21 protein-coding genes are annotated in these 19,174 nt (G+C 42.0%); 8 read left to right on the forward strand and 13 right to left on the reverse strand.

What is annotated here, in order from left to right; translation table 11 throughout:
• Positions 1-214 precede the first annotated feature (214 nt).
• The 4 genes from glmM to rlmE all read right to left on the reverse strand — a co-directional run bounded on the left by glmM (position 215) and on the right by rlmE (position 5,137).
• A complete protein-coding gene (glmM, locus tag M0M83_RS18765; protein WP_125890676.1) occupies positions 215-1,552 on the reverse strand; it encodes a phosphoglucosamine mutase in 1,338 nt (445 codons plus the stop codon).
• Positions 1,553-1,556: 4 nt separating this feature from the next.
• Positions 1,557-2,393, reverse strand: a complete 837-nt coding sequence (gene folP / locus M0M83_RS18770; protein WP_248467173.1) for a dihydropteroate synthase — start codon at positions 2,391-2,393, stop codon at positions 1,557-1,559.
• A gap of 65 nt (positions 2,394-2,458) precedes the next feature.
• Positions 2,459-4,450 (reverse strand): ATP-dependent zinc metalloprotease FtsH, encoded by a 1,992-nt coding sequence (gene ftsH / locus M0M83_RS18775; RefSeq protein ID WP_125890728.1) that lies wholly within the window; start codon positions 4,448-4,450, stop codon positions 2,459-2,461.
• A gap of 57 nt (positions 4,451-4,507) precedes the next feature.
• Positions 4,508-5,137, reverse strand: coding sequence for a 23S rRNA (uridine(2552)-2'-O)-methyltransferase RlmE (gene rlmE / locus M0M83_RS18780; RefSeq protein ID WP_102138213.1), 630 nt, complete (start codon positions 5,135-5,137; stop codon positions 4,508-4,510).
• Between the two features lie 135 nt (positions 5,138-5,272).
• Here rlmE and yhbY point away from each other — a divergent pair, with 135 nt between their 5' ends.
• Positions 5,273-5,566 carry a ribosome assembly RNA-binding protein YhbY gene (yhbY, locus tag M0M83_RS18785; RefSeq protein WP_004905914.1) on the forward strand — a complete coding sequence of 98 codons (294 nt, stop codon included), beginning with the start codon at positions 5,273-5,275 and terminating at the stop codon, positions 5,564-5,566.
• A 118-nt stretch (positions 5,567-5,684) separates the two neighbouring features.
• On the opposite strand, the gene greA is transcribed toward yhbY, so the two are convergent.
• Positions 5,685-6,161 carry a transcription elongation factor GreA gene (greA, locus tag M0M83_RS18790; RefSeq protein ID WP_125890678.1) on the reverse strand — a complete coding sequence of 159 codons (477 nt, stop codon included), beginning with the start codon at positions 6,159-6,161 and terminating at the stop codon, positions 5,685-5,687.
• A 244-nt stretch (positions 6,162-6,405) separates the two neighbouring features.
• Here greA and dacB point away from each other — a divergent pair, with 244 nt between their 5' ends.
• A complete protein-coding gene (gene dacB / locus M0M83_RS18795; RefSeq protein WP_248467174.1) occupies positions 6,406-7,854 on the forward strand; it encodes a serine-type D-Ala-D-Ala carboxypeptidase in 1,449 nt (482 codons plus the stop codon).
• 60 nt (positions 7,855-7,914) lie between these two features.
• On the opposite strand, the gene cgtA is transcribed toward dacB, so the two are convergent.
• The 3 genes from cgtA to rplU form a co-directional block, all read right to left on the reverse strand.
• Positions 7,915-9,090 carry an Obg family GTPase CgtA gene (gene cgtA, locus M0M83_RS18800; RefSeq protein ID WP_125890680.1) on the reverse strand — a complete coding sequence of 392 codons (1,176 nt, stop codon included), beginning with the start codon at positions 9,088-9,090 and terminating at the stop codon, positions 7,915-7,917.
• Between the two features lie 165 nt (positions 9,091-9,255).
• Entirely contained in the window at positions 9,256-9,513 is a 258-nt protein-coding gene (rpmA, locus tag M0M83_RS18805; protein WP_004905922.1) for a 50S ribosomal protein L27, read from the reverse strand.
• Between the two features lie 19 nt (positions 9,514-9,532).
• Positions 9,533-9,841 carry a 50S ribosomal protein L21 gene (gene rplU / locus M0M83_RS18810; RefSeq protein WP_004905925.1) on the reverse strand — a complete coding sequence of 103 codons (309 nt, stop codon included), beginning with the start codon at positions 9,839-9,841 and terminating at the stop codon, positions 9,533-9,535.
• Between the two features lie 334 nt (positions 9,842-10,175).
• Between rplU and ispB the strand changes: the two genes are divergently transcribed.
• Positions 10,176-11,147 (forward strand): octaprenyl diphosphate synthase, encoded by a 972-nt coding sequence (gene ispB, locus M0M83_RS18815; protein WP_248467176.1) that lies wholly within the window; start codon positions 10,176-10,178, stop codon positions 11,145-11,147.
• A 40-nt stretch (positions 11,148-11,187) separates the two neighbouring features.
• Here ispB and M0M83_RS18820 read toward each other — a convergent pair whose 3' ends face one another.
• Positions 11,188-11,550, reverse strand: a complete 363-nt coding sequence (locus M0M83_RS18820) for a DNA-binding protein (RefSeq protein ID WP_125890682.1) — start codon at positions 11,548-11,550, stop codon at positions 11,188-11,190.
• 130 nt (positions 11,551-11,680) lie between these two features.
• The gene (locus M0M83_RS18825; RefSeq protein ID WP_125890683.1) at positions 11,681-12,028 is read right to left on the reverse strand and encodes a DNA-binding protein; all 348 of its coding nucleotides are present in this window, start codon (positions 12,026-12,028) and stop codon (positions 11,681-11,683) included.
• A 516-nt stretch (positions 12,029-12,544) separates the two neighbouring features.
• Between M0M83_RS18825 and M0M83_RS18830 the strand changes: the two genes are divergently transcribed.
• Positions 12,545-12,817, forward strand: a complete 273-nt coding sequence (locus tag M0M83_RS18830; RefSeq protein ID WP_115168092.1) for a helix-turn-helix domain-containing protein — start codon at positions 12,545-12,547, stop codon at positions 12,815-12,817.
• A 143-nt stretch (positions 12,818-12,960) separates the two neighbouring features.
• Here the strand turns inward: M0M83_RS18830 and mdh are convergent, their stop codons facing one another.
• Positions 12,961-13,899, reverse strand: a complete 939-nt coding sequence (gene mdh / locus M0M83_RS18835; RefSeq protein ID WP_125890684.1) for a malate dehydrogenase — start codon at positions 13,897-13,899, stop codon at positions 12,961-12,963.
• Between the two features lie 493 nt (positions 13,900-14,392).
• Between mdh and argR the strand changes: the two genes are divergently transcribed.
• Both argR and M0M83_RS18845 read left to right on the forward strand, forming a co-directional pair.
• Positions 14,393-14,863, forward strand: a complete 471-nt coding sequence (gene argR / locus M0M83_RS18840) for a transcriptional regulator ArgR (RefSeq protein ID WP_004907450.1) — start codon at positions 14,393-14,395, stop codon at positions 14,861-14,863.
• 85 nt (positions 14,864-14,948) lie between these two features.
• Entirely contained in the window at positions 14,949-15,410 is a 462-nt protein-coding gene (locus tag M0M83_RS18845; protein WP_248467178.1) for a DUF6122 family protein, read from the forward strand.
• On the opposite strand, the gene mpl is transcribed toward M0M83_RS18845, so the two are convergent.
• Positions 15,407-16,789: a UDP-N-acetylmuramate:L-alanyl-gamma-D-glutamyl-meso-diaminopimelate ligase gene (mpl, locus tag M0M83_RS18850; RefSeq protein ID WP_248467180.1), complete on the reverse strand. Its 1,383-nt coding sequence runs from the start codon at positions 16,787-16,789 to the stop codon at positions 15,407-15,409. The genes M0M83_RS18845 and mpl overlap by 4 nt on opposite strands.
• A gap of 163 nt (positions 16,790-16,952) precedes the next feature.
• On the opposite strand from mpl, the gene fbp reads away from it, so the two are divergent.
• Complete coding sequence (fbp, locus tag M0M83_RS18855) at positions 16,953-17,960, forward strand: class 1 fructose-bisphosphatase (protein WP_004905947.1); 1,008 nt, start codon at positions 16,953-16,955, stop codon at positions 17,958-17,960.
• Positions 17,961-18,147: 187 nt separating this feature from the next.
• Positions 18,148-18,678 carry an inorganic diphosphatase gene (gene ppa, locus M0M83_RS18860; protein ID WP_102138224.1) on the forward strand — a complete coding sequence of 177 codons (531 nt, stop codon included), beginning with the start codon at positions 18,148-18,150 and terminating at the stop codon, positions 18,676-18,678.
• A 146-nt stretch (positions 18,679-18,824) separates the two neighbouring features.
• Here the strand turns inward: ppa and M0M83_RS18865 are convergent, their stop codons facing one another.
• Positions 18,825-19,172 carry a gamma-glutamylcyclotransferase family protein gene (locus M0M83_RS18865; protein ID WP_004907442.1) on the reverse strand — a complete coding sequence of 116 codons (348 nt, stop codon included), beginning with the start codon at positions 19,170-19,172 and terminating at the stop codon, positions 18,825-18,827.
• Positions 19,173-19,174 lie beyond the last annotated feature (2 nt).

Consider the following 19,174-nt stretch of genomic DNA (forward strand, 5'->3'; position numbering starts at 1 on the left):
TACCTATTCAGTTGCGGTGCATAGCGTAATGCTATGACCTTTATCACTGCACACCTACTCATTTCGACCGTGAAGAAACACTCTTACGGGATTGAGCAGGTGCGAATACTAACCAAAGCTGAGCAGACAAGCAAGTCTATTTTAACTCCATTTGATTATTTGCAGAAAAAAACAACAAATCATCAAAATATTGCTCAGCTTCCCCAATAACAACTTAGCCAGCTGCTTTTACAGCATCAGCAATGCGGTTTGCCATTGCAGTCACATCAGCTTCGTTTTCACCTTCAACCATGACTCGGATTAACGGTTCTGTTCCTGATTTTCTTAGTAACACACGGCCTTTTCCTGCCAATTGTTTTTCAACCTCTTCGTTTGCAGCAACGACCCCATCACTCTGTAATGGGTCGTGTTGACCTTTGAAACGAACATTGACTAACACTTGAGGCAATAATTTCATGCCACTACATAAGTCATGCAAACTCATATGGTTGCGTACCATCGCACTTAATACCTGCAAGCCCGCAACAATACCGTCGCCGGTAGTCGTTTTATCTAATAAAATCACGTGACCTGAGTTTTCAGCCCCCATGCGCCAGCCTTTTTCCTGTAATTTTTCGAGCACATAGCGGTCGCCCACTTTTGCACGCTCGAAAGGAATTCCTAGCTGTTTTAGAGCGATTTCTAACCCCATATTACTCATTAATGTTCCCACTACGCCGCCTTTAAGCTGGCCTTGACGTAGCGCTTCACGAGCAATAATAAAGAGAATTTGATCACCATCGACTTTTTCACCGAGGTGGTCGACCATAATAATGCGGTCACCGTCACCATCAAATGCTAAACCGACGTGGGCTTTTTCTTCTAATACTTTTTGTTGTAGTTGACGAACATCCGTTGCACCACATTCTTCATTAATGTTGATCCCGTTCGGATCGCAACCAATAGTGATGACTTCAGCCCCTAATTCACGGAACACATTTGGTGCGATGTGGTACGTCGCTCCGTTTGCACAGTCAATCACAATCTTTAAACTCGCCAAACTTTGTTCGTTCGGGAATGTGCCTTTGCAGAATTCAATGTAACGTCCGGCAGCATCTACAATACGGTTTGCACGACCTAACTCAGCCGACTCAACGCAGGTAATCGGTTTTTCCATTTCAGCTTCAATGGCTTCTTCCACTTCATCTGGCAGCTTAGTTCCATCAATTGAGAAGAATTTAATCCCATTATCATAATATGGGTTATGAGATGCAGAAATCACAATCCCTGCTTCTGCACGGAAAGTGCGTGTTAAATAAGCGACTGCAGGGGTTGGCATTGGGCCTGTGAAAGAGGCAGATAGACCTGCTGCTGCTAAGCCCGCTTCTAATGAAGATTCCAACATATAGCCAGAAATACGCGTATCTTTACCAATGATAATTTTACGTGAGCCATGACGTGCAAGGACTTTTCCTGCCGCCCAACCTAATTTTAAAACAAAATCAGGGGTAATTGGGCTATCACCCACTTTGCCACGAATACCATCAGTACCAAAATATTTACGGTCGCTCATACGCTTATTTTTCCTTTTCTGACAGAGTCATCTGTACCACTTGCATCGCTTGCACGGTTTCTTTGACATCATGAACTCGAATGATGTGCGCACCTTGCATCGCAGCAATCACTGCACAAGTTAGGCTGCCGGCGAGGCGCTCTTGCGGTGGAACATTTAATAATTGTCCAATCATAGATTTACGTGACATCCCTGCCAATAGCGGTAGTCCGAAATTATGAAATTGTTCTAAGTTTGCCAATAACTGGTAATTATGCGACAAGTTTTTGCCAAAGCCAAAGCCTGGATCAAGGATAATTTGCTGTCTATCTATGCCTGCAGTCACGCATCGGGTGATTTCAGTGTTAAGATAGTCTTTTACTTCACGCACCACATTTTCATAATTCGGTGCTTCTTGCATTGTCCTTGGCTGACCTTGCATATGCATAATACATACGGGTAAACCTGTTTTCGCAGCGACGTCTAGTGCATCCGGCTCATGAAGCGAGCGAATATCATTGATGATATGCATGCCTGCATTTGCGGCTTCCGCCATGACTAGTGCTTTAGATGTATCGACTGAAATCCACACATCAAAACGTTGCGCTATCGCTTCAACCACGGGGATAACCCTATCAAGTTCCTCATTCACAGAAACTTCGGCAGCGCCAGGGCGGGTTGATTCGCCACCAATATCAATGATAGCCGCACCGTGTTGGACCATTTTGGCCACATATTCAAGCGCATCCTGATAACGATTATGAGTGCCACCATCTGAAAATGAATCAGGAGTAACATTCAAAATCCCCATCACCTTAGGCGTTGATAAGTCAAGGACACTGCCTCTCGCTTTGATCTGCATTGTTATTTTTCCTTAACGAAAAAAACCCCAGCGAACTGGGGTCTTCGTATTTTATTTACGACCGCTTATTGTGGCTTGCTGTCGTTATTGTCTGATGGGTTTGATTCATCAGCATTATTACTATTATCTGTCTTATTTGCTTCTTCAGTACTGTTTTTCGGCTCTTCAGATTGAGGTTTTTCAGCTGCGTTTGCTGCACCTTTACCAAATGTACCGGTCACATTACTGACTTTTTTGTCTTCATCCCAACCTGCAGGCTCACGAACTGGCCGACGATTCATTAAATCATCAATCATTGGCATATCGATAGTTTCATATTTTAACAATGCATCTTTCGTTGCATGTAGAATATCGATATTGTCTTCCAACGTTTTGTAAGCCAGTTGGTAACAGTAGTCTAAAATCTTCTTAATTTCTTCATCAACAATACGTGCTGTTTCATCAGAAATTCCAGAACCATTACCTGAAGAACGACCTAAGAACGCAGGGCCCTCTTCTTTCGAGTATTGCATTGGACCTAAACGGTCTGAGAAGCCCCATTGCGTTACCATGTTACGTGCAGTATTGGTTGCGAACTGAATATCGGAAGAAGCCCCCGTAGTGACTTTATCACGCCCATAAATCAGTTCTTCGGCAATACGACCTGCATAGGCTGTTGCAATCATACCTTCAAGTTTCAAGCGACTACGACTAACTTCATCACCTTCAGGTAAAAAGAATGCTACACCCAGTGCTTGGCCACGAGGAACAATGGTAACTTTGTGAACAGGGTCATGTTCAGGCATTAAATGACCGACAATCATATGGCCACCTTCATGGTAAGCCGTTGATTCTTTTTGTTCTTCGGTCATCATCAGAGAGCGACGCTCTGCACCCATCCAAATTTTGTCACGCGCTTTTTCGAATTCCACCATGGAAACAACACGCATATTTGCACGTGCAGCAAATAATGCAGCTTCGTTAACCAAGTTCGCCAATTCAGCACCTGAGAAGCCCGGTGTTGCGCGTGCAAGAATGAAAGTATCCACATTTGGGTCGATAGGAACACGACGCATATGCACTTTCAGAATTTGTTCACGACCGCGAACGTCTGGTAAGCCAACGACTACCTGACGGTCAAAACGACCTGGACGTAATAAAGCAGGGTCAAGTACGTCAGCACGGTTAGTTGCTGCGATTACAATGATCCCCTCATTACCTTCGAAACCGTCCATCTCAACCAGCATTTGGTTCAGTGTTTGCTCACGCTCATCGTGACCACCACCAAGACCTGCACCACGTTGACGACCTACTGCATCAATCTCATCAATAAAGATGATACAAGGCGCTGCTTTTTTCGCTTGTTCGAACATATCACGAACACGAGAAGCACCAACCCCCACAAACATTTCCACGAAGTCTGAACCGGAAATAGTAAAGAATGGGACTTTAGCTTCACCTGCGATAGCCTTCGCCAGTAAGGTTTTACCTGTACCAGGAGGCCCTACCATCAGGACGCCTTTGGGAATTTTACCACCAAGTTTTTGGAAACGAGCAGGTTCACGCAGAAACTCTACGATTTCGCCCACTTCTTCTTTGGCTTCATCACACCCAGCAACGTCCGCAAATGTAGTTTTGATCTGATCTTCTGTCAGCATGCGGGCTTTACTTTTGCCAAATGACATTGCCCCCTTGCCGCCACCGCCTTGCATCTGGCGCATGAAGAAAATCCAGACACCAATCAACAGAAGCATTGGGAACCAGGAAATAAAAATAGATGTCAGTAAGCTAGGTTCTTCTGGTGGTTCACCAACAACCGTCACATGCTTATTCAGCAAAGTATCTAACAGCTTCTCATCCTGCATAGGAAGATAAGTTGTATAGCGGCTATTATCAGCCTTTCTGACGTTAAGTTCACGACCGGTGATACGAACTTCACGTACCTGATCCTGGGCTAACTCATTGATAAACGTTGAATAATCAACTCTGCGACTATTCGAATCGCTTGGGCCAAAACTCTGGAACAAGGACATCAGAACAACTGCGATGACTAACCAGAGAATCAGGTTTTTCGCCATGTCACTCAAGGGATTAACCTCATATTACAACTGTGTTAACAAATAACGCTCAGGGTACTATAGTTTTAGCCCTGTCGCTACAATGTATACTTCACGCGATCGTGCCCGCGAAGATTCAGGTTTACGAACTTTTACTTTCGTAAACAGGGAGCGGATATCCCTAAGGTAATCGTCAAAGCCTTCTCCCTGAAACACTTTAACAATGAAACTTCCCCCAGGAGCCAATACAGAACGGCACATATCCAATGCTAATTCAACTAGATACATAGAGCGAGGAATATCAACCGCTGGTGTCCCACTCATATTTGGCGCCATGTCAGACATGACCACCTGTACTTTTTTGTCGCCAACGCGTTCTAACAAAGCGGCGAGAACGGCTTCATCGCGAAAATCCCCTTGCAGGAAATCAACACCAACGATTGGGTCCATCGGCAATAAGTCACAAGCAATAACCCGCCCATTATGACCTATTTGGCTAACAACGTATTGCGACCAACCACCAGGGGCTGCTCCTAAATCAACAACGGTCATACCTGGTTTAAAAATTTTATCACCTTGCTGGATTTCCTCCAGCTTAAACCATGCACGTGAGCGTAGCCCTTTTTTTTGTGCTTGCTGAACATATTTATCACTAAAATGCTCTTGCAACCAGCGACTTGAGCTTGCCGAACGTTTTTTATTGGCCATTGTGCTTTCCAACTATACTAAAAGAACTTCACCTAACTTGCTGCTTCTTTACCACCAAAAAGATATAATTGATGGTGATAGATATCAGATGGCGGTAGAATAAGCCATTTTCAATACTAACCAAGCAAAAAATCAATGAATCTTAATAAAAAACAAATTCAGCACCTAAAAAGTCTCGCTCACCACTTAAACCCTGTTGTTATGATCGGCAACAATGGTTTAACCGAAGGTGTTTTAGCTGAGATTGAACTCTCATTAGCGCATCATGAGCTTATCAAAGTCAAGATCGCAGGCGAAGACCGCGATACTAAAAATTTGATCGCTGATGCGATTGTTCGCGAAACTGGTGCAGTAAATGTACAAATCATCGGTAAAATTCTTGTTATCTACCGTCCTTCGGCAGACCGCAAAATCATTTTACCTAAATAATCCCCCATCATTTATATAAAAATGCCATTGAAAGCATGTTTTATATGGTGAAAAAGGCCGCCTGCGGCCTTTTTCTTTAAATCAGGGAAATAATATAACCAATTCAGGCAAATAGGAATCAGATATACTCAACTTTAAGAATTTCGAACTCGACATCGCCACCTGGGGTTTTAATCGAGACCGCATCATCAACTTCTTTGCCTACTAAGCCGCGTGCTATCGGTGAGTTCACTGAAATCAGATTGATCTTAATATCGGCTTCATCATCACCAACAATACGATACGTTAGCTCTTCGTCAGTATCAACATTCAATACTGTTACCGTTGAGCCAAAGATAACGCGACCGTTATTGACCATTTTAGTGACATCGATCACTTGAGCGTGAGAAAGTTTACCTTCAATTTCTTGAATACGGCCCTCACAGAAACCTTGTTGCTCACGTGCTGCATGATATTCTGCATTTTCTTTTAAGTCACCGTGCTCACGCGCTTCCGCAATAGATGCAATAATTTCTGGGCGACGGACAGATTTAAGGAATTCAAGCTCTTCTCTTAGCTTATCCGCACCAAGTACCGTCATCGGGATCTGTTTCATTAATAAATACCTCGGTTCAATCCTATCTAAAAACAAGTATCTTCCTGATTTTGTAACAACAGTACACCGAACACCTGCGTAAAACGGGGGTGTTCTAGTAAAAAAACGCAATCAGACTCATGTACTCATTTATCTTATCATAATGTACGCTATTTTAACTGAGACTTAATAACGGGTCACCGTTTACTTTCTTAGGCATTACACTTTAGTATGTATTATATGTCCACCCTAATGCGTGAAATATATGTCATTATTAACTTTAACCAGAAAATGGATAATCTCTTTAGGAATAACCTTAGCCAGTGCGCAAGCTCTAGCTATTCCTATTGATGAGTACAAACAATATTTACCTGATGGCACTAACCTTGCTCTGGTCGCGCAAAAAGTGGGAAGTAGTACTCCATTAATTGATTATAATGCGCAGCAAATGGCATTACCTGCAAGTACGCAAAAGGTTGTGACCGCTCTTGCTGCCCTGTTACAACTGGGGCCAGACTACCGTTTTGTCACCAATTTTGAAACTGATGCAAAACTTAGCAACAACACGCTAACGGGTGATTTAGTGATCCGCTTCAGTGGTGACCCGACATTAACCCGCCAACAAATTCGCAATATGGCTAATGCATTAAAGCAGCTTGGGATCCATAAAGTTGACGGCGATCTCGTCGTTGATATTTCTGCTTTTACTAGCCATGACAAAGCACCCGGTTGGGTTTGGAATGATATGACCCAATGCTTTAGTGCGCCACCTGCAGCGGCTATTATTGACCGAAACTGTTTTTCCGTTTCTCTTTACCCCGCTGAAAAAGCAGGAGATTATGCATTCATTAAGGCGGCTAGTTTTTATCCTGTCAATATGTTCAGCGAAGTCAAAACATTAGCTAAAGGCTCCCCAGAAGCACGCTATTGCGAGCTTGATGTCGTCCCTGGTGAACTGAACCGCTACACCCTAACAGGTTGTTTAACTCAACGCAGTGACCCTCTACCACTTGCTTTTGCTGTACAAAACGGAGCGAGTTACTCTGGAGCGATTGTCAAAAATGAGTTAACCACCGCTGGCATTGAGCTAACAGGCCATGTAAAAAAACGTACATTCCAAGCACCTCAATCACAGGTATTAGTCAAAACTGAATCTAAGCCACTTCATGACTTGCTAAAAGTGATGCTAAAAAAATCCGATAATATGATAGCGGATACCGTTTTTCGTACTATTGGTCGAGAATATTATGGTGTTCCAGGAACTTGGCGGTCAGGATCTGACGCGGTAAGGCAAGTACTGAAGCAAAAAGCGGGGATCGACCTTGGCAATACCGTGATGGTTGATGGGTCTGGTTTGTCCCGTCATAATTTGATCACGCCAGCAACGATGATGGAAGTTTTGCAATTTATCGCAAAAAACGATCAACAGCTTGATTTTATCTCCATGCTTCCGCTTGCAGGCCATGATGGCACATTGCGTTATCGCGGTGGCTTTGATGAGGCAGGAGTCAATGGTAAAGTTTCCGCCAAAACCGGGGCATTACAAGGGGTCTATAACCTCGCAGGCTTTATTACCACGGCGAGTGGGCAGCGAGTTGCCTTCGTGCAGTTTATTTCTGCGTATGCGGTACCACAAAACCAGCAGCGTACTCGTCGAGTTCCATTAGTACGGTTCGAAAGTCGCTTGTATAAAGATCTGTATCAGAAAAACTGATCACATCGCTTTTAGACATTAAAAAGGCGCTTTCGCGCCTTTTTACATTTCTAAGATAAACTATTTTTGGTAAATGATTTCGACACCTTCGTCGTCATCTTCATCCCAATCGTCATCCCAGTCATCATCAATATCATCAGCACCAGAAAGTTGCTCTTTGTGGTAGTCATCCCACATAAATTCAACTTTTTCAGGCTGCTGTGCATCTTCAGTGGTTGCCATATCACGCGGTTGAGTATTCATAAACTCCATGATATCCCAACACAGTGCTTTCACACCCTCGTGGTTAACCGCTGAAATCATGTAAAATTTATCTTCCCAGCCCATCGCTTTGGCAATTTCTGCTGCGCGCTCCGCTGACGCCTCTTCACCTAAAATATCAATCTTATTGAAGACTAACCAACGTGGTTTTGCTGCCAGCTTTTCACTGTATTTCTCTAACTCACTAATGATGATCTTCGCATTTTCGACAGGATCAGACTCATCGATAGGACAAATATCAACTAAGTGAAGCAAAACACGGCAGCGCTCTAAGTGTTTCAGGAATTGGATCCCAAGACCTGCACCTTCAGCTGCACCTTCGATCAACCCTGGAATATCGGCAACCACAAAGCTTTGTTCGTTATCCATACGCACAACGCCCAAGCTTGGGACTAAAGTGGTAAAGGGATAATCGGCAACTTTTGGCTTAGCGGCTGATACTGAACGAATAAATGTTGATTTACCCGCATTTGGCATACCAAGCATGCCCACATCCGCTAACAGCATTAACTCTAACAGTATTTCGCGGGTTTCCCCTTTTGTCCCCATTGTACGTTGACGTGGAGCCCGGTTTACTGAAGATTTAAAACGGGTATTTCCAAGACCATGGAAACCGCCCTTAGCGACCATGTGACGTTGTTCGTGACGCGTCATGTCACAGAGTATTTCGTTAGTCCCTAAGTCGCGTACACGCGTTCCTACAGGCACTTTCACTGTGATATCTTGACCACGCTTGCCCGTGCATTCACGGCTCTGGCCATTTTGACCACGTTCCGCACGAAATGATTTTTCAAAACGGTAATCGATTAACGTGTTGAGGTTTTCGTCCGCTTGTAAGTAAACGTCCCCACCATCGCCACCGTCACCACCGTCCGGCCCCCCTTTCGGGATGTATTTCTCACGGCGGAAGCTGACACAACCATTGCCACCATCTCCTGCCACGACCAATATTTTGGCTTCATCTACAAATTTCATAATTCTCTCTCCGCTTCTGAGCCGCATAACGCTGGATGGCTGTTCTACTCAGAGATGGTGCATCTTTAATACGTGTGTAGTTCATTAAAGATCAAATATCTGAATATAAAAAGCCCCGCAAAAGGTTTTTGCAGGGCTTTAATTCTGAATTAAAGGTCAGAAAACTTATTCAGCTTCGATGCTGATAAATTTACGATTGTTTGGACCTTTAACTTCAAATTTAACTTTACCGTCCGCTAATGCGAACAGAGTGTGGTCACGGCCACAACCTACGTTGTTACCTGCGTGGAACTTAGTACCACGTTGACGAACGATGATGCTACCTGCTAATACAGCTTCACCACCAAAACGTTTAACACCTAAACGTTTTGCTTCTGAGTCACGACCGTTACGAGTCGAACCACCAGCCTTTTTGTGTGCCATTAATCTGCTCTCCTAAATCTTAAGCGATGACAGTGATCTTAACATCAGTGAACCACTGACGATGACCCTGTTGTTTACGGCTATGTTTACGACGACGGAACTTGACGATTTTAACTTTTTCGCCACGACCGTGTGCAACCACTTCCGCTTTCACTTTAACGCCTTCAACGACAGGAGCACCGATTTGGATCTCATCGCCATTAGCAACCATTAGAACTTGATCAAATTCAACAGTTTCACCTGTTGCGATGTCCAGCTTTTCTAGGCGGACAGTTTGACCTTCGCTAACTCGGTGTTGTTTACCACCACTTTGGAAAACCGCGTACATATTAACTCCGCTTTCCGCGTACCCGTTAAATATTTCAATTCCAGAGCACGCTATAAAATATTCACAATAGGGCGCGAATTCTACGCAAAAAAGCATCAGAACACAAGCCAATAATGCGGTTAGATGACAAAAAATACGACTTTTTTCTCAATAACCGTTTTTGAGCATTGATTTAGTGCCTATTCACTCAATTGTTACTTATTTAAACATTTTTTGCATCACACCTGATAATCTTATAATTAATAATGTTATGCTAGAAAGATAACTGTTCTATCGGTCTCCCATTTTTTTATTTCGGGAATGAACCAAAAACTAATAATATGAATAAATTACAATGAATTTAGAATCTATCATTGAACTGACAACTGAGGATATGTCAGCGGTAAACGAAGCCATCCTCAGTCAATTGAATTCGGATGTTGCACTCATTAATCAGCTTGGTTATTACATCGTCAGTGGTGGCGGTAAAAGGATCCGGCCGATGATCGCAGTGCTTGCAGGTCGATCTTTAGGCTACTCGGGTCATAAACATACTCAAGTTGCTGCATTGATCGAGTTCATTCATACCGCAACGCTGCTACATGATGACGTCGTTGATGAGTCCGATATGCGTCGTGGAAAACAAACTGCAAATGCGGTTTTTGGTAATGCAGCGAGTGTCCTCGTGGGTGATTTTATTTACACTCGATCATTCCAGATGATGACGGATCTCGATTCAATGCGGGTGCTAAAACTGATGTCTGAAGCGACGAATGTGATCGCTGAAGGGGAAGTTTTACAGTTGATGAACTGCAACGATCCCAATATTACTGAAGAAAGCTACATGCAAGTGATCTACAGTAAAACTGCACGTCTTTTTGAAGCAGCCGCCCACGCATCTGCGATTTTAGCGAATGCAACACCGGCACAAGAAAAAGCGCTACAAGATTATGGTCGCTATATTGGTACCGCTTTTCAGTTAATTGACGATCTTCTCGATTATGATGCCGACAATACTCAATTGGGGAAAAATACGGGTGATGATTTAGATGAGGGTAAGCCTACACTTCCCCTACTTCACGCTATGCAAAATGGTAATGAAGAAGAGTCCGCGTTGATCCGCCAAGCGATTGAGCAAGGCAATGGGCGCCACCTGTTAGATACGGTTCTGGCAACCATGAAACGCTGTGGTTCCCTTGAATATACCTATGCAAGAGCCCAAGAAGAAGCACAAAAAGCGATTGATGCCTTGAATGTAATTGAAGATTCAATTTATAAAGATGCATTGATCGGCTTAGCTTATATTGCAATCCAACGCCATTCTTAGTCACTAGAAAAGACAAAGTAGATCAAGAAAAGGGGAAACGTTATTTTTCCCCTTTGTCTTCTTCATCGATTTGAGCAAGTAGTGACGATAAGCCATAACGCAGGATATATTTGACTATTTTATTGCGCTCGGACTCTGTCAGTTGATAATACGCTTCCGACCAAATTTGCAATGCATCTGTTCTTTGGCTTTGGTAAATTACCGAAGGCTCATGTAAGCTAAGCTGCCCTTGGATTTCTCCCGGTAAGCTTTCAAAATAATACTCAACGGCTTTACCCTGTACCCCTCTTTTACGGCGGTTTTTCCAACCTTCTCGTCTTGCCATTAGGTTAATTCCCTGAGGAGATGTCGGGAGTCCTTCTAACCCAGCTAATTCTTTGGCAGTGAACCACAATTTTTTCATTTTTCAATTCACACTTATATTATGAAACCTGCTTTTCAGCCTACTAAAATGTCATCTGTTAAACCGTTTTTTAAATTCAATATAATATTATTTTTATATATTAATTATTTACACCTTAAGTAATTGTAAATTATTTATTATTAATTAAATTTATTAGCGCTAATGCCCCTTCGCGCATAATAAATGTCAGGATAATGTCTCGTTCTTGGCTGGAAAGCTGGTTATAAGCCTCTTGCCAAATAAAGGCATTATCATTTCGTTTTGCTTGATAAGGTGGTGAGGTTTCGTTAGCAAACTGACTTTCAAAAATATCGATAGGTAAAGAACTTATATGGTATTCCAGCGCTTTACCTTGAATACCTCTTCTTTTACGGTTGACCCAGTTTTCACGCCTTGCCATAGCATTAATACCTTGGGTTGTCATGGGAAGCCCTTGTAACCCAACCAACTCTTTTGCCGTTAGCCATTCCTTGTACATGCTGACCCTCCTAGTCATGATGACAATTTGATTTTCAGTTGTTGAAAACTATCTCTATTTTCTCAAAACCCCATTAACCTATTCGTTTTGTTTATACATATAAATAATAATATACAAATTATATTTGTTATTAGAATTCTAATTTCTTTTAATAACAGACAATTAAATAATTTACTCTCTAATAATTTAACTAATTTTATTAATTAATCTAGATATATTATGAGTTCAAGTAAAAAGTAGCATTAAATATGTTATTCCTATCCCTAACTAGAAAGAGTTAGTTTTAATAACAAAGATTTATCCTAACTCACAGTTATTCATTCTGACTTTCCATTTAATTTCATAAAAACCACGACAGTTTCATAAAATGAATTTTTAAGAAAAAATCAGAAATTATTTTGGGAAATTTCTGTTATTTTATTTCCAATAACGAAACGGATGTACTGAATGTACCATAATTTTCTGTTACTCGTACCATTAACTCTACATGATTCTAAGTGAAAAAAGGACTAAAAAATGATTTTACGGAAATCGGACTGGCACCCTGCAGATATCATTGCTGCTTTACGTAAACGTGGAACAACACTTGCTGCAATTTCACGTGAGGCTGGACTAAGCTCTTCAACGTTAGCTAATGCACTATCACGCCCTTGGCCTAAAGGGGAATGGATCATTGCAAATTTCTTAGCCATTCACCCTGCTGAAATTTGGCCAAGTCGTTATTACGACCCAATTACGGGGGATTTATTAGAAAGAAAAGTCAGAGTTAAAGCACCAGTGGAAGATTAGAAACTGCATGGGATATAGCGATAAGGCCGTGAAAAATCAATCAATGTATTCACGGCTTTATCTTTTGATAACAACCAAATAAAAAAGGTTGAGTTCCGAACGAAACTCAACCCTTCACAATTTAGAAAAAGCGTTAATTGGCATTAGCCATTAATGAATTTTTCACCTAATTCGATATCTGCTTTTAATACATCTAGCATGTCTTTCAGCGCTTTTTCTTCAAATGCACTTAATTTACCAATTGGTAAATGTTTTTCGATACCGTTTCTGCCTAAAACGACTGGTTGTGCAAAGAAGCGAGCATATTCACCATCACCTTCAGTGTAAACACATTCAACCACATTGCTTTCACCTTGGAGACCACGAATTAACGATAAGCCTAAACGTGCAGCAGCTTGGCCCATCGATAAAGTTGCAGACCCACCACCCGCTTTCGCTTCAACGACTTCTGTACCTGCATTTTGAATGCGTTTAGTTAACGCTGCAACTTCTTCATCAGTGAAGCTAACACCTTCAATTTGAGATAACAGTGGCAGGATAGTCACACCAGAGTGGCCACCAATTACAGGCACTTCGATATCATTAACATTTTTGCCTTTTAGCTCAGCAACAAATGTATTAGAACGAATGATATCTAATGTCGTCACACCGAATAAACGGTTTTTATCGTATACGCCTGCTTTTTTCAGGACTTCCGCAGCGATAGCAACGGTGGTATTCACTGGGTTAGTGATAATACCGATCAATGCTTTAGGACAGGTTTCAGCAATTTGTTGGATCAGATTACGGACGATACCCGCATTGATGTTAAATAAGTCAGAACGATCCATGCCTGGTTTACGTGCGACACCCGCAGAAATAAGAACAATGTCAGCACCTTTCAATGCAGGTTTTGCATCTTCGCCGGCAAAGCCTGTCACTTTAACATCAGTTGGGATATGGCTTAAGTCAGCAGCAACACCTGGAGTGACTGGTGCGATGTCGTAGAGGGAGAGTTCTGAACCTGCTGGGAGCTGGTTTTTGAGAAGAAGGGCGAGAGCCTGACCGATACCACCTGCTGCACCTAGGACTGCAACTTTCATTCTGAAACTCCTTAATTTGTACTTTAAAAAGATATCACTTTATTTGTTATACACTTAACACATTACGTATAAAAAACAATTTGTTAACAGATAGAGAGAGAGTTTAACGCAAGAGAACTTGTTTATTAATTGCCAGTATTCTAAACAAATTCCTTATCTGTTAATGAGATAACGGGCACTTTTTTAACAAATAGTTTTTCTGGGTGTTGCATTTCGCACAATAAGTTGTTTTTAGTGTATATTATTCAATCAAAAATATTTTTATTAACAATAAATTTACAGTAGACATCTGGAAAATTCATTGTTCTATTATGCTAATTTTTCATTTTCGCAATTTACGATAACTTAATACTTTTAACTACCAATCCAAAATGAGACGACTTAACCTTAAGTTATTCGCTGGTTACAAAATCATCATAACGCAATTTTGTTGCATAAAAATGCACTTTTACGGATAATACAACTTAATTCAATGCAAAAGAATGGGTTAATTATGCGCACTCCGTCTAAACAAGAAGACTTGGTTAAGGCTTTTAAAGCCCTACTTAAAGAAGAAAAATTTAGCTCGCAAGCTGAGATCGTCACAGCTTTGCAAGAAGAAGGCTTCGAAAATATTAACCAATCAAAAATTTCCAGAATGCTTACCAAATTTGGTGCTGTTCGCACCCGTAATGCAAAAATGGAAATGGTATATTGCCTACCTACAGAGCCTGGTGTCCCTACCGCTACCAGTCCACTCAAAAACTTGGTTTTGGATATAGACTATAACCCTTCTGTTGTCGTGATCAGAACGAGTCCTGGTGCTGCACAGCTTATTGCACGTTTGTTAGATTCATTAGGTAAAGCAGAAGGAATTTTAGGTAGTATTGCTGGTGATGATACTATCTTCTCAACACCCGCCAACAATTTCACCACAAAAGAATTATATGAAGCGATTTTAGCGTTATTTGAACAAGAGCTTTAATCTATTGATATACATTAGCTTAAGAGGGAAATTGATTTCCCTCTTATTGTTTTTGTCTGTTTCTATTCTATTTTGAGACATCATTTTGCTATTTGATATTTTCCGTAACATCATACACTACGGTTTTCACTTCCTAATGCCAATTGCCTTTGGTTACCTATTTTGGCGAAAAAATTGGAAACTAGCGGCCCTGATAATGATTGCTACGATGGCTATCGATTTAGATCATCTGCTAGCTGACCCAATTTTCGACCCAGAGCGCTGTGGCATTGGTTTCCACCCACTCCATTCCTTTTGGGCTGCGGTTGTCTATGTCGTATTATTATTCATGCCATCATGGAAACTCAAAGCGATTGCGGTTGGCTGCTTGTTCCACCTTTTCACTGATTCACTAGATTGTTATATGGGAAGTTTAAAAAAAGAGATGAATAGCCCAATAACATTAAGTTTCATCACAGAACCACACTCATTAAGTACGCCAAACATAAAAAAACCCAGCAATCATAAGGATCACTGGGTAATCGAGTATATCGCTAATAAAGCTTAATCATCTTGTTCTGTTTCTGCCTTTGCTTTCAAAGCTGCGAGCAATTTGCCATGAATGCCGCTAAAGCCACCATTGCTCATCACCAAAATATGATCGCCCGGTTGTGCGGTTTCAATAATCATATTGGTGAATGCCTCAATATCTGCGCTCCAACGAGCTGGTTGAACACATTTTTCAGCGATGTCTGTCACCATCCAAGGAATATTGGCGGGTTGGAAAAGAAACACTTCATCTGCACGGCCAAGCGCAGGTGCAATATCATTTTTATTGATACCCATTTTCATCGTATTCGAGCGAGGTTCGAGTACCGCAAGAATACGTGAAGTTCCGCCAACTTTGCTGCGAAGTGCTTCTAACGTTGCCAAAATAGCAGTTGGGTGATGCGCGAAGTCATCGTAAACACTGACAGCATTTTCAACACCTCGTAGTTCAAGGCGACGGCGTGCATTGATAAAACTATTCAAAGCGAGGCAAGCTTCTTTTACTGGAACGCCCACATGGTGAGCCGCTGCAATCGCCATCAATGCATTTTGGATGTTGTGGTTACCCACTTGTGACCAAGTGACTTCTCCAACTTTTTCCTGCTGGTAGTACACAGCAAAGTGGCTGCCGTCGTGGCTGAGTTTCTCTGCTTGCCATCCGCCGTGCTCCCCACCCACCAGCTCTTGCTCACTCCAGCAACCCATTCCAATCACTTGTTTTAAATGATTGTCGTTGTCAGGTGTGAAAATTTTGCCGCTGGCTGGCACAATACGTACAAGATGATGGAACTGTTTTTGAATCGCTTCGAGGTTTTCAAAAATATCCGCATGGTCGAATTCAAGGTTGTTCAATACCAAGGTTTTCGGGCTGTAATGCACAAATTTAGAACGCTTATCAAAGAATGCACAGTCATACTCATCCGCTTCAATAACAAAAAACGGGCTTTCACCAATCTTAGCGGAGACATCAAAATTCCCTGGAACACCGCCAATTAGAAAGCCAGGCTTGTAACCACAGTCTTCTAAGATCCATGCAAGCATTCCTGCAGTAGTCGTTTTACCATGGGTCCCCGCCACAGCTAGTACCCAACGTTCAGGTAACACGTGGTCATGAAGCCACTGTGGGCCAGATGTATACGGTAAGCCTCTTTCTAGAACAGCTTCGACACAAGGGTTACCACGCGTCATTGCATTACCAATCACGACCATATCCGGTATTGGGTCAAGTTGAGCCGGATCATACCCCTGAATGAGTTCAATCCCTTGATTTTCAAGTAATGTGCTCATCGGTGGATACACATTGGCATCCGAACCCGTCACTTTATGTCCTAAAGAACGAGCCAATATTGCTAAGCTTCCCATAAAGGTGCCGCATATACCTAAAATATGTATGTGCATTCTTTTTCATCCAATTAGCATGAGGTTGGTCACTATTCTACCCATCAAAAACAGGTTTATAAATGCATTAACCTATTAATCTTTTTTTTATTTAGTTAAACTCTTCCCGCGCGAGGGTAAATGCCCCGCAAAACCTCTGTCAATTTTATTCAGGACCTTCGTCATGAAAACATTAGGCGAATTCATCGTCGAAAAGCAACAAGATTTTCCTCATGCAACAGGTGAGCTGACTTCTTTATTATCAGCTATCAAACTGGGCGCTAAAATTATCCATCGTGATATTAATAAAGCTGGACTTGTCGATATTCTTGGCACTAACGGTGTTTCGAATATTCAAGGTGAAGTTCAGATGAAGCTTGACCTGTATGCAAACGAAAAACTAAAAGCGGCTTTAAAAGCACGCGGAGAAGTCGCCGGTATCGCCTCTGAAGAAGAAGACGAAATTGTCATTTTCGAAGGAGACCGCGCAGAAAACGCAAAATATGTTGTTTTAATGGACCCACTTGATGGTTCTTCGAACATCGATGTAAACGTTTCCGTTGGAACAATTTTCTCCATTTACCATCGTATTACACCGATTGGCCAACCGGTTACAGAAGCGGATTTCCTGCAACCTGGTAACCGCCAAGTGGCTGCGGGCTACGTGGTTTACGGTTCATCAACGATGTTAGTTTACACCACGGGTGTTGGTGTACACGCGTTTACTTACGACCCATCATTGGGCGTGTTCTGCTTGTCTCATGAAAAAGTGATGTTCCCATCAGAAGGAAAAATGTACTCCATCAATGAAGGCAACTATATCAAGTTCCCGATGGGTGTTAAAAAGTACATTAAATATTGCCAAGAAGAAGATAAAGCAACAAATCGCCCGTATACCACACGTTATATCGGTTCTTTGGTTGCAGACTTCCATCGTAACTTGCTCAAAGGGGGAATTTATATTTACCCAAGTACGGCAAGCCATCCCAATGGAAAACTGCGCCTTCTGTACGAATGTAACCCAATTGCATTTTTAGCAGAGCAAGCCGGTGGTAAAGCCAGTGATGGAGCAAACCGCATTTTAGATATCATACCTAGCGAATTACACCAACGTGCGCCGTTCTTTGTCGGAACAGAGTCGATGGTAGAAAAAGCAGAATCATTTATGCGTGAATTCCCTGACACGGAATAATCTAATTCATTAATTATAAGGCGGGGCTTCCCGCCTTTTTTGTTCCTTTTTTTCACCAACTAGTGAGTTTTGCCCCCTTTTACGGCTATAATGTCCCTCACGCTATCTACTCTATTATTTAATTTGCCTAAAAACGGTAACACATTAAAATGAGTAAATTCATTATTCACACAAAGGATACATTTAAATGGGCCTGAACAATGTACCGGCAGGTAAAGATCTGCCAGAAGATATCTATGTTATCATCGAGATCCCAGCGAACGCAGATCCTATCAAATATGAAGTTGATAAAGACTCTGGTGCGCTGTTTGTAGACCGTTTCATGTCAACCGCGATGTTCTATCCATGCAACTATGGTTACATCAACAACACCCTGTCTTTAGATGGCGACCCAGTTGATGTATTAGTTCCAACTCCATACCCATTACAACCAGGCTCAGTCATCCGTTGCCGCCCTGTTGGCGTCCTAAAAATGACTGACGAGTCTGGTGAAGATGCAAAATTAGTGGCTGTTCCGCACACTAAATTAAGCAAAGAATACGATCACATCAAAGATGTGAACGACCTGCCAGAATTACTGCGTGCTCAAATTACTCATTTCTTTGAACATTACAAAGATTTAGAAAAAGGTAAATGGGTTAAAGTTGACGGTTGGGAAGATGCAGCATCTGCAAAAGCAGAGATCATCGAATCTTTCGAACGCGCTGCAAAAAAATAATCACCCTTTAAGGGCATAATGAAAGCACTGGTTAATATCAGTGCTTTTTTATGGGCTCTAATAGGTTGATTAGGCCATAAAGTAAAAACGCCAGCTATTATTGCTGGCGTTTTATATTTTACAACTCGATAGCGAGTCTTAAACCGTTATACTTCTTCATCACGTTTCAACCAGTCGCCACTCTTTATTTGGCGTAGACCATCAACGGAATGTTTATATAGATAAATCCAAGCGTTGCCATACGGCGTTGGGATGAGCTCCCTCACATAGTCTTGAGAATTTTTCTTTAACTCATCTAACTCTGTCAAAATGGACGGGTTGATTCGATACACTTCGCACTCTATCGCCCCATCCCCTTTGACAACTGCTGGATAATATCCAAGATCATACAGTTCATAGCCTTCTAGCTTATGTTCACCGAGTAGCTGAGCATAAGTCATCCAGTGATGATTTCCTTGCTTTTGTCTTAAGCTGCCATAAACAATTACACGCATAA

Origin of the sequence: Providencia rettgeri (assembly GCF_023205015.1) — a bacterium.
Lineage (GTDB): Bacteria > Pseudomonadota > Gammaproteobacteria > Enterobacterales > Enterobacteriaceae > Providencia > Providencia rettgeri_E.

Bases quoted from the DNA above. Each gene is read 5' to 3' on its own strand.
- glmM (WP_125890676.1), bottom strand. From the start codon at position 1,552: ATGAGCGACCGTAAATATTTTGGTACTGATGGTATTCGTGGCAAAGTG.
- folP (WP_248467173.1), bottom strand. From the start codon at position 2,393: ATGCAGATCAAAGCGAGAGGCAGTGTCCTTGACTTATCAACGCCTAAG.
- ftsH (WP_125890728.1), bottom strand. From the start codon at position 4,450: ATGGCGAAAAACCTGATTCTCTGGTTAGTCATCGCAGTTGTTCTGATG.
- rlmE (WP_102138213.1), bottom strand. From the start codon at position 5,137: ATGGCCAATAAAAAACGTTCGGCAAGCTCAAGTCGCTGGTTGCAAGAG.
- yhbY (WP_004905914.1), top strand. From the start codon at position 5,273: ATGAATCTTAATAAAAAACAAATTCAGCACCTAAAAAGTCTCGCTCAC.
- greA (WP_125890678.1), bottom strand. From the start codon at position 6,161: ATGAAACAGATCCCGATGACGGTACTTGGTGCGGATAAGCTAAGAGAA.
- dacB (WP_248467174.1), top strand. From the start codon at position 6,406: ATGTCATTATTAACTTTAACCAGAAAATGGATAATCTCTTTAGGAATA.
- cgtA (WP_125890680.1), bottom strand. From the start codon at position 9,090: ATGAAATTTGTAGATGAAGCCAAAATATTGGTCGTGGCAGGAGATGGT.
- rpmA (WP_004905922.1), bottom strand. From the start codon at position 9,513: ATGGCACACAAAAAGGCTGGTGGTTCGACTCGTAACGGTCGTGACTCA.
- rplU (WP_004905925.1), bottom strand. From the start codon at position 9,841: ATGTACGCGGTTTTCCAAAGTGGTGGTAAACAACACCGAGTTAGCGAA.
- ispB (WP_248467176.1), top strand. From the start codon at position 10,176: ATGAATTTAGAATCTATCATTGAACTGACAACTGAGGATATGTCAGCG.
- M0M83_RS18820 (WP_125890682.1), bottom strand. From the start codon at position 11,550: ATGAAAAAATTGTGGTTCACTGCCAAAGAATTAGCTGGGTTAGAAGGA.
- M0M83_RS18825 (WP_125890683.1), bottom strand. From the start codon at position 12,028: ATGTACAAGGAATGGCTAACGGCAAAAGAGTTGGTTGGGTTACAAGGG.
- M0M83_RS18830 (WP_115168092.1), top strand. From the start codon at position 12,545: ATGATTTTACGGAAATCGGACTGGCACCCTGCAGATATCATTGCTGCT.
- mdh (WP_125890684.1), bottom strand. From the start codon at position 13,899: ATGAAAGTTGCAGTCCTAGGTGCAGCAGGTGGTATCGGTCAGGCTCTC.
- argR (WP_004907450.1), top strand. From the start codon at position 14,393: ATGCGCACTCCGTCTAAACAAGAAGACTTGGTTAAGGCTTTTAAAGCC.
- mpl (WP_248467180.1), bottom strand. From the start codon at position 16,789: ATGCACATACATATTTTAGGTATATGCGGCACCTTTATGGGAAGCTTA.
- fbp (WP_004905947.1), top strand. From the start codon at position 16,953: ATGAAAACATTAGGCGAATTCATCGTCGAAAAGCAACAAGATTTTCCT.
- ppa (WP_102138224.1), top strand. From the start codon at position 18,148: ATGGGCCTGAACAATGTACCGGCAGGTAAAGATCTGCCAGAAGATATC.
- M0M83_RS18865 (WP_004907442.1), bottom strand. From the start codon at position 19,172: ATGCGTGTAATTGTTTATGGCAGCTTAAGACAAAAGCAAGGAAATCAT.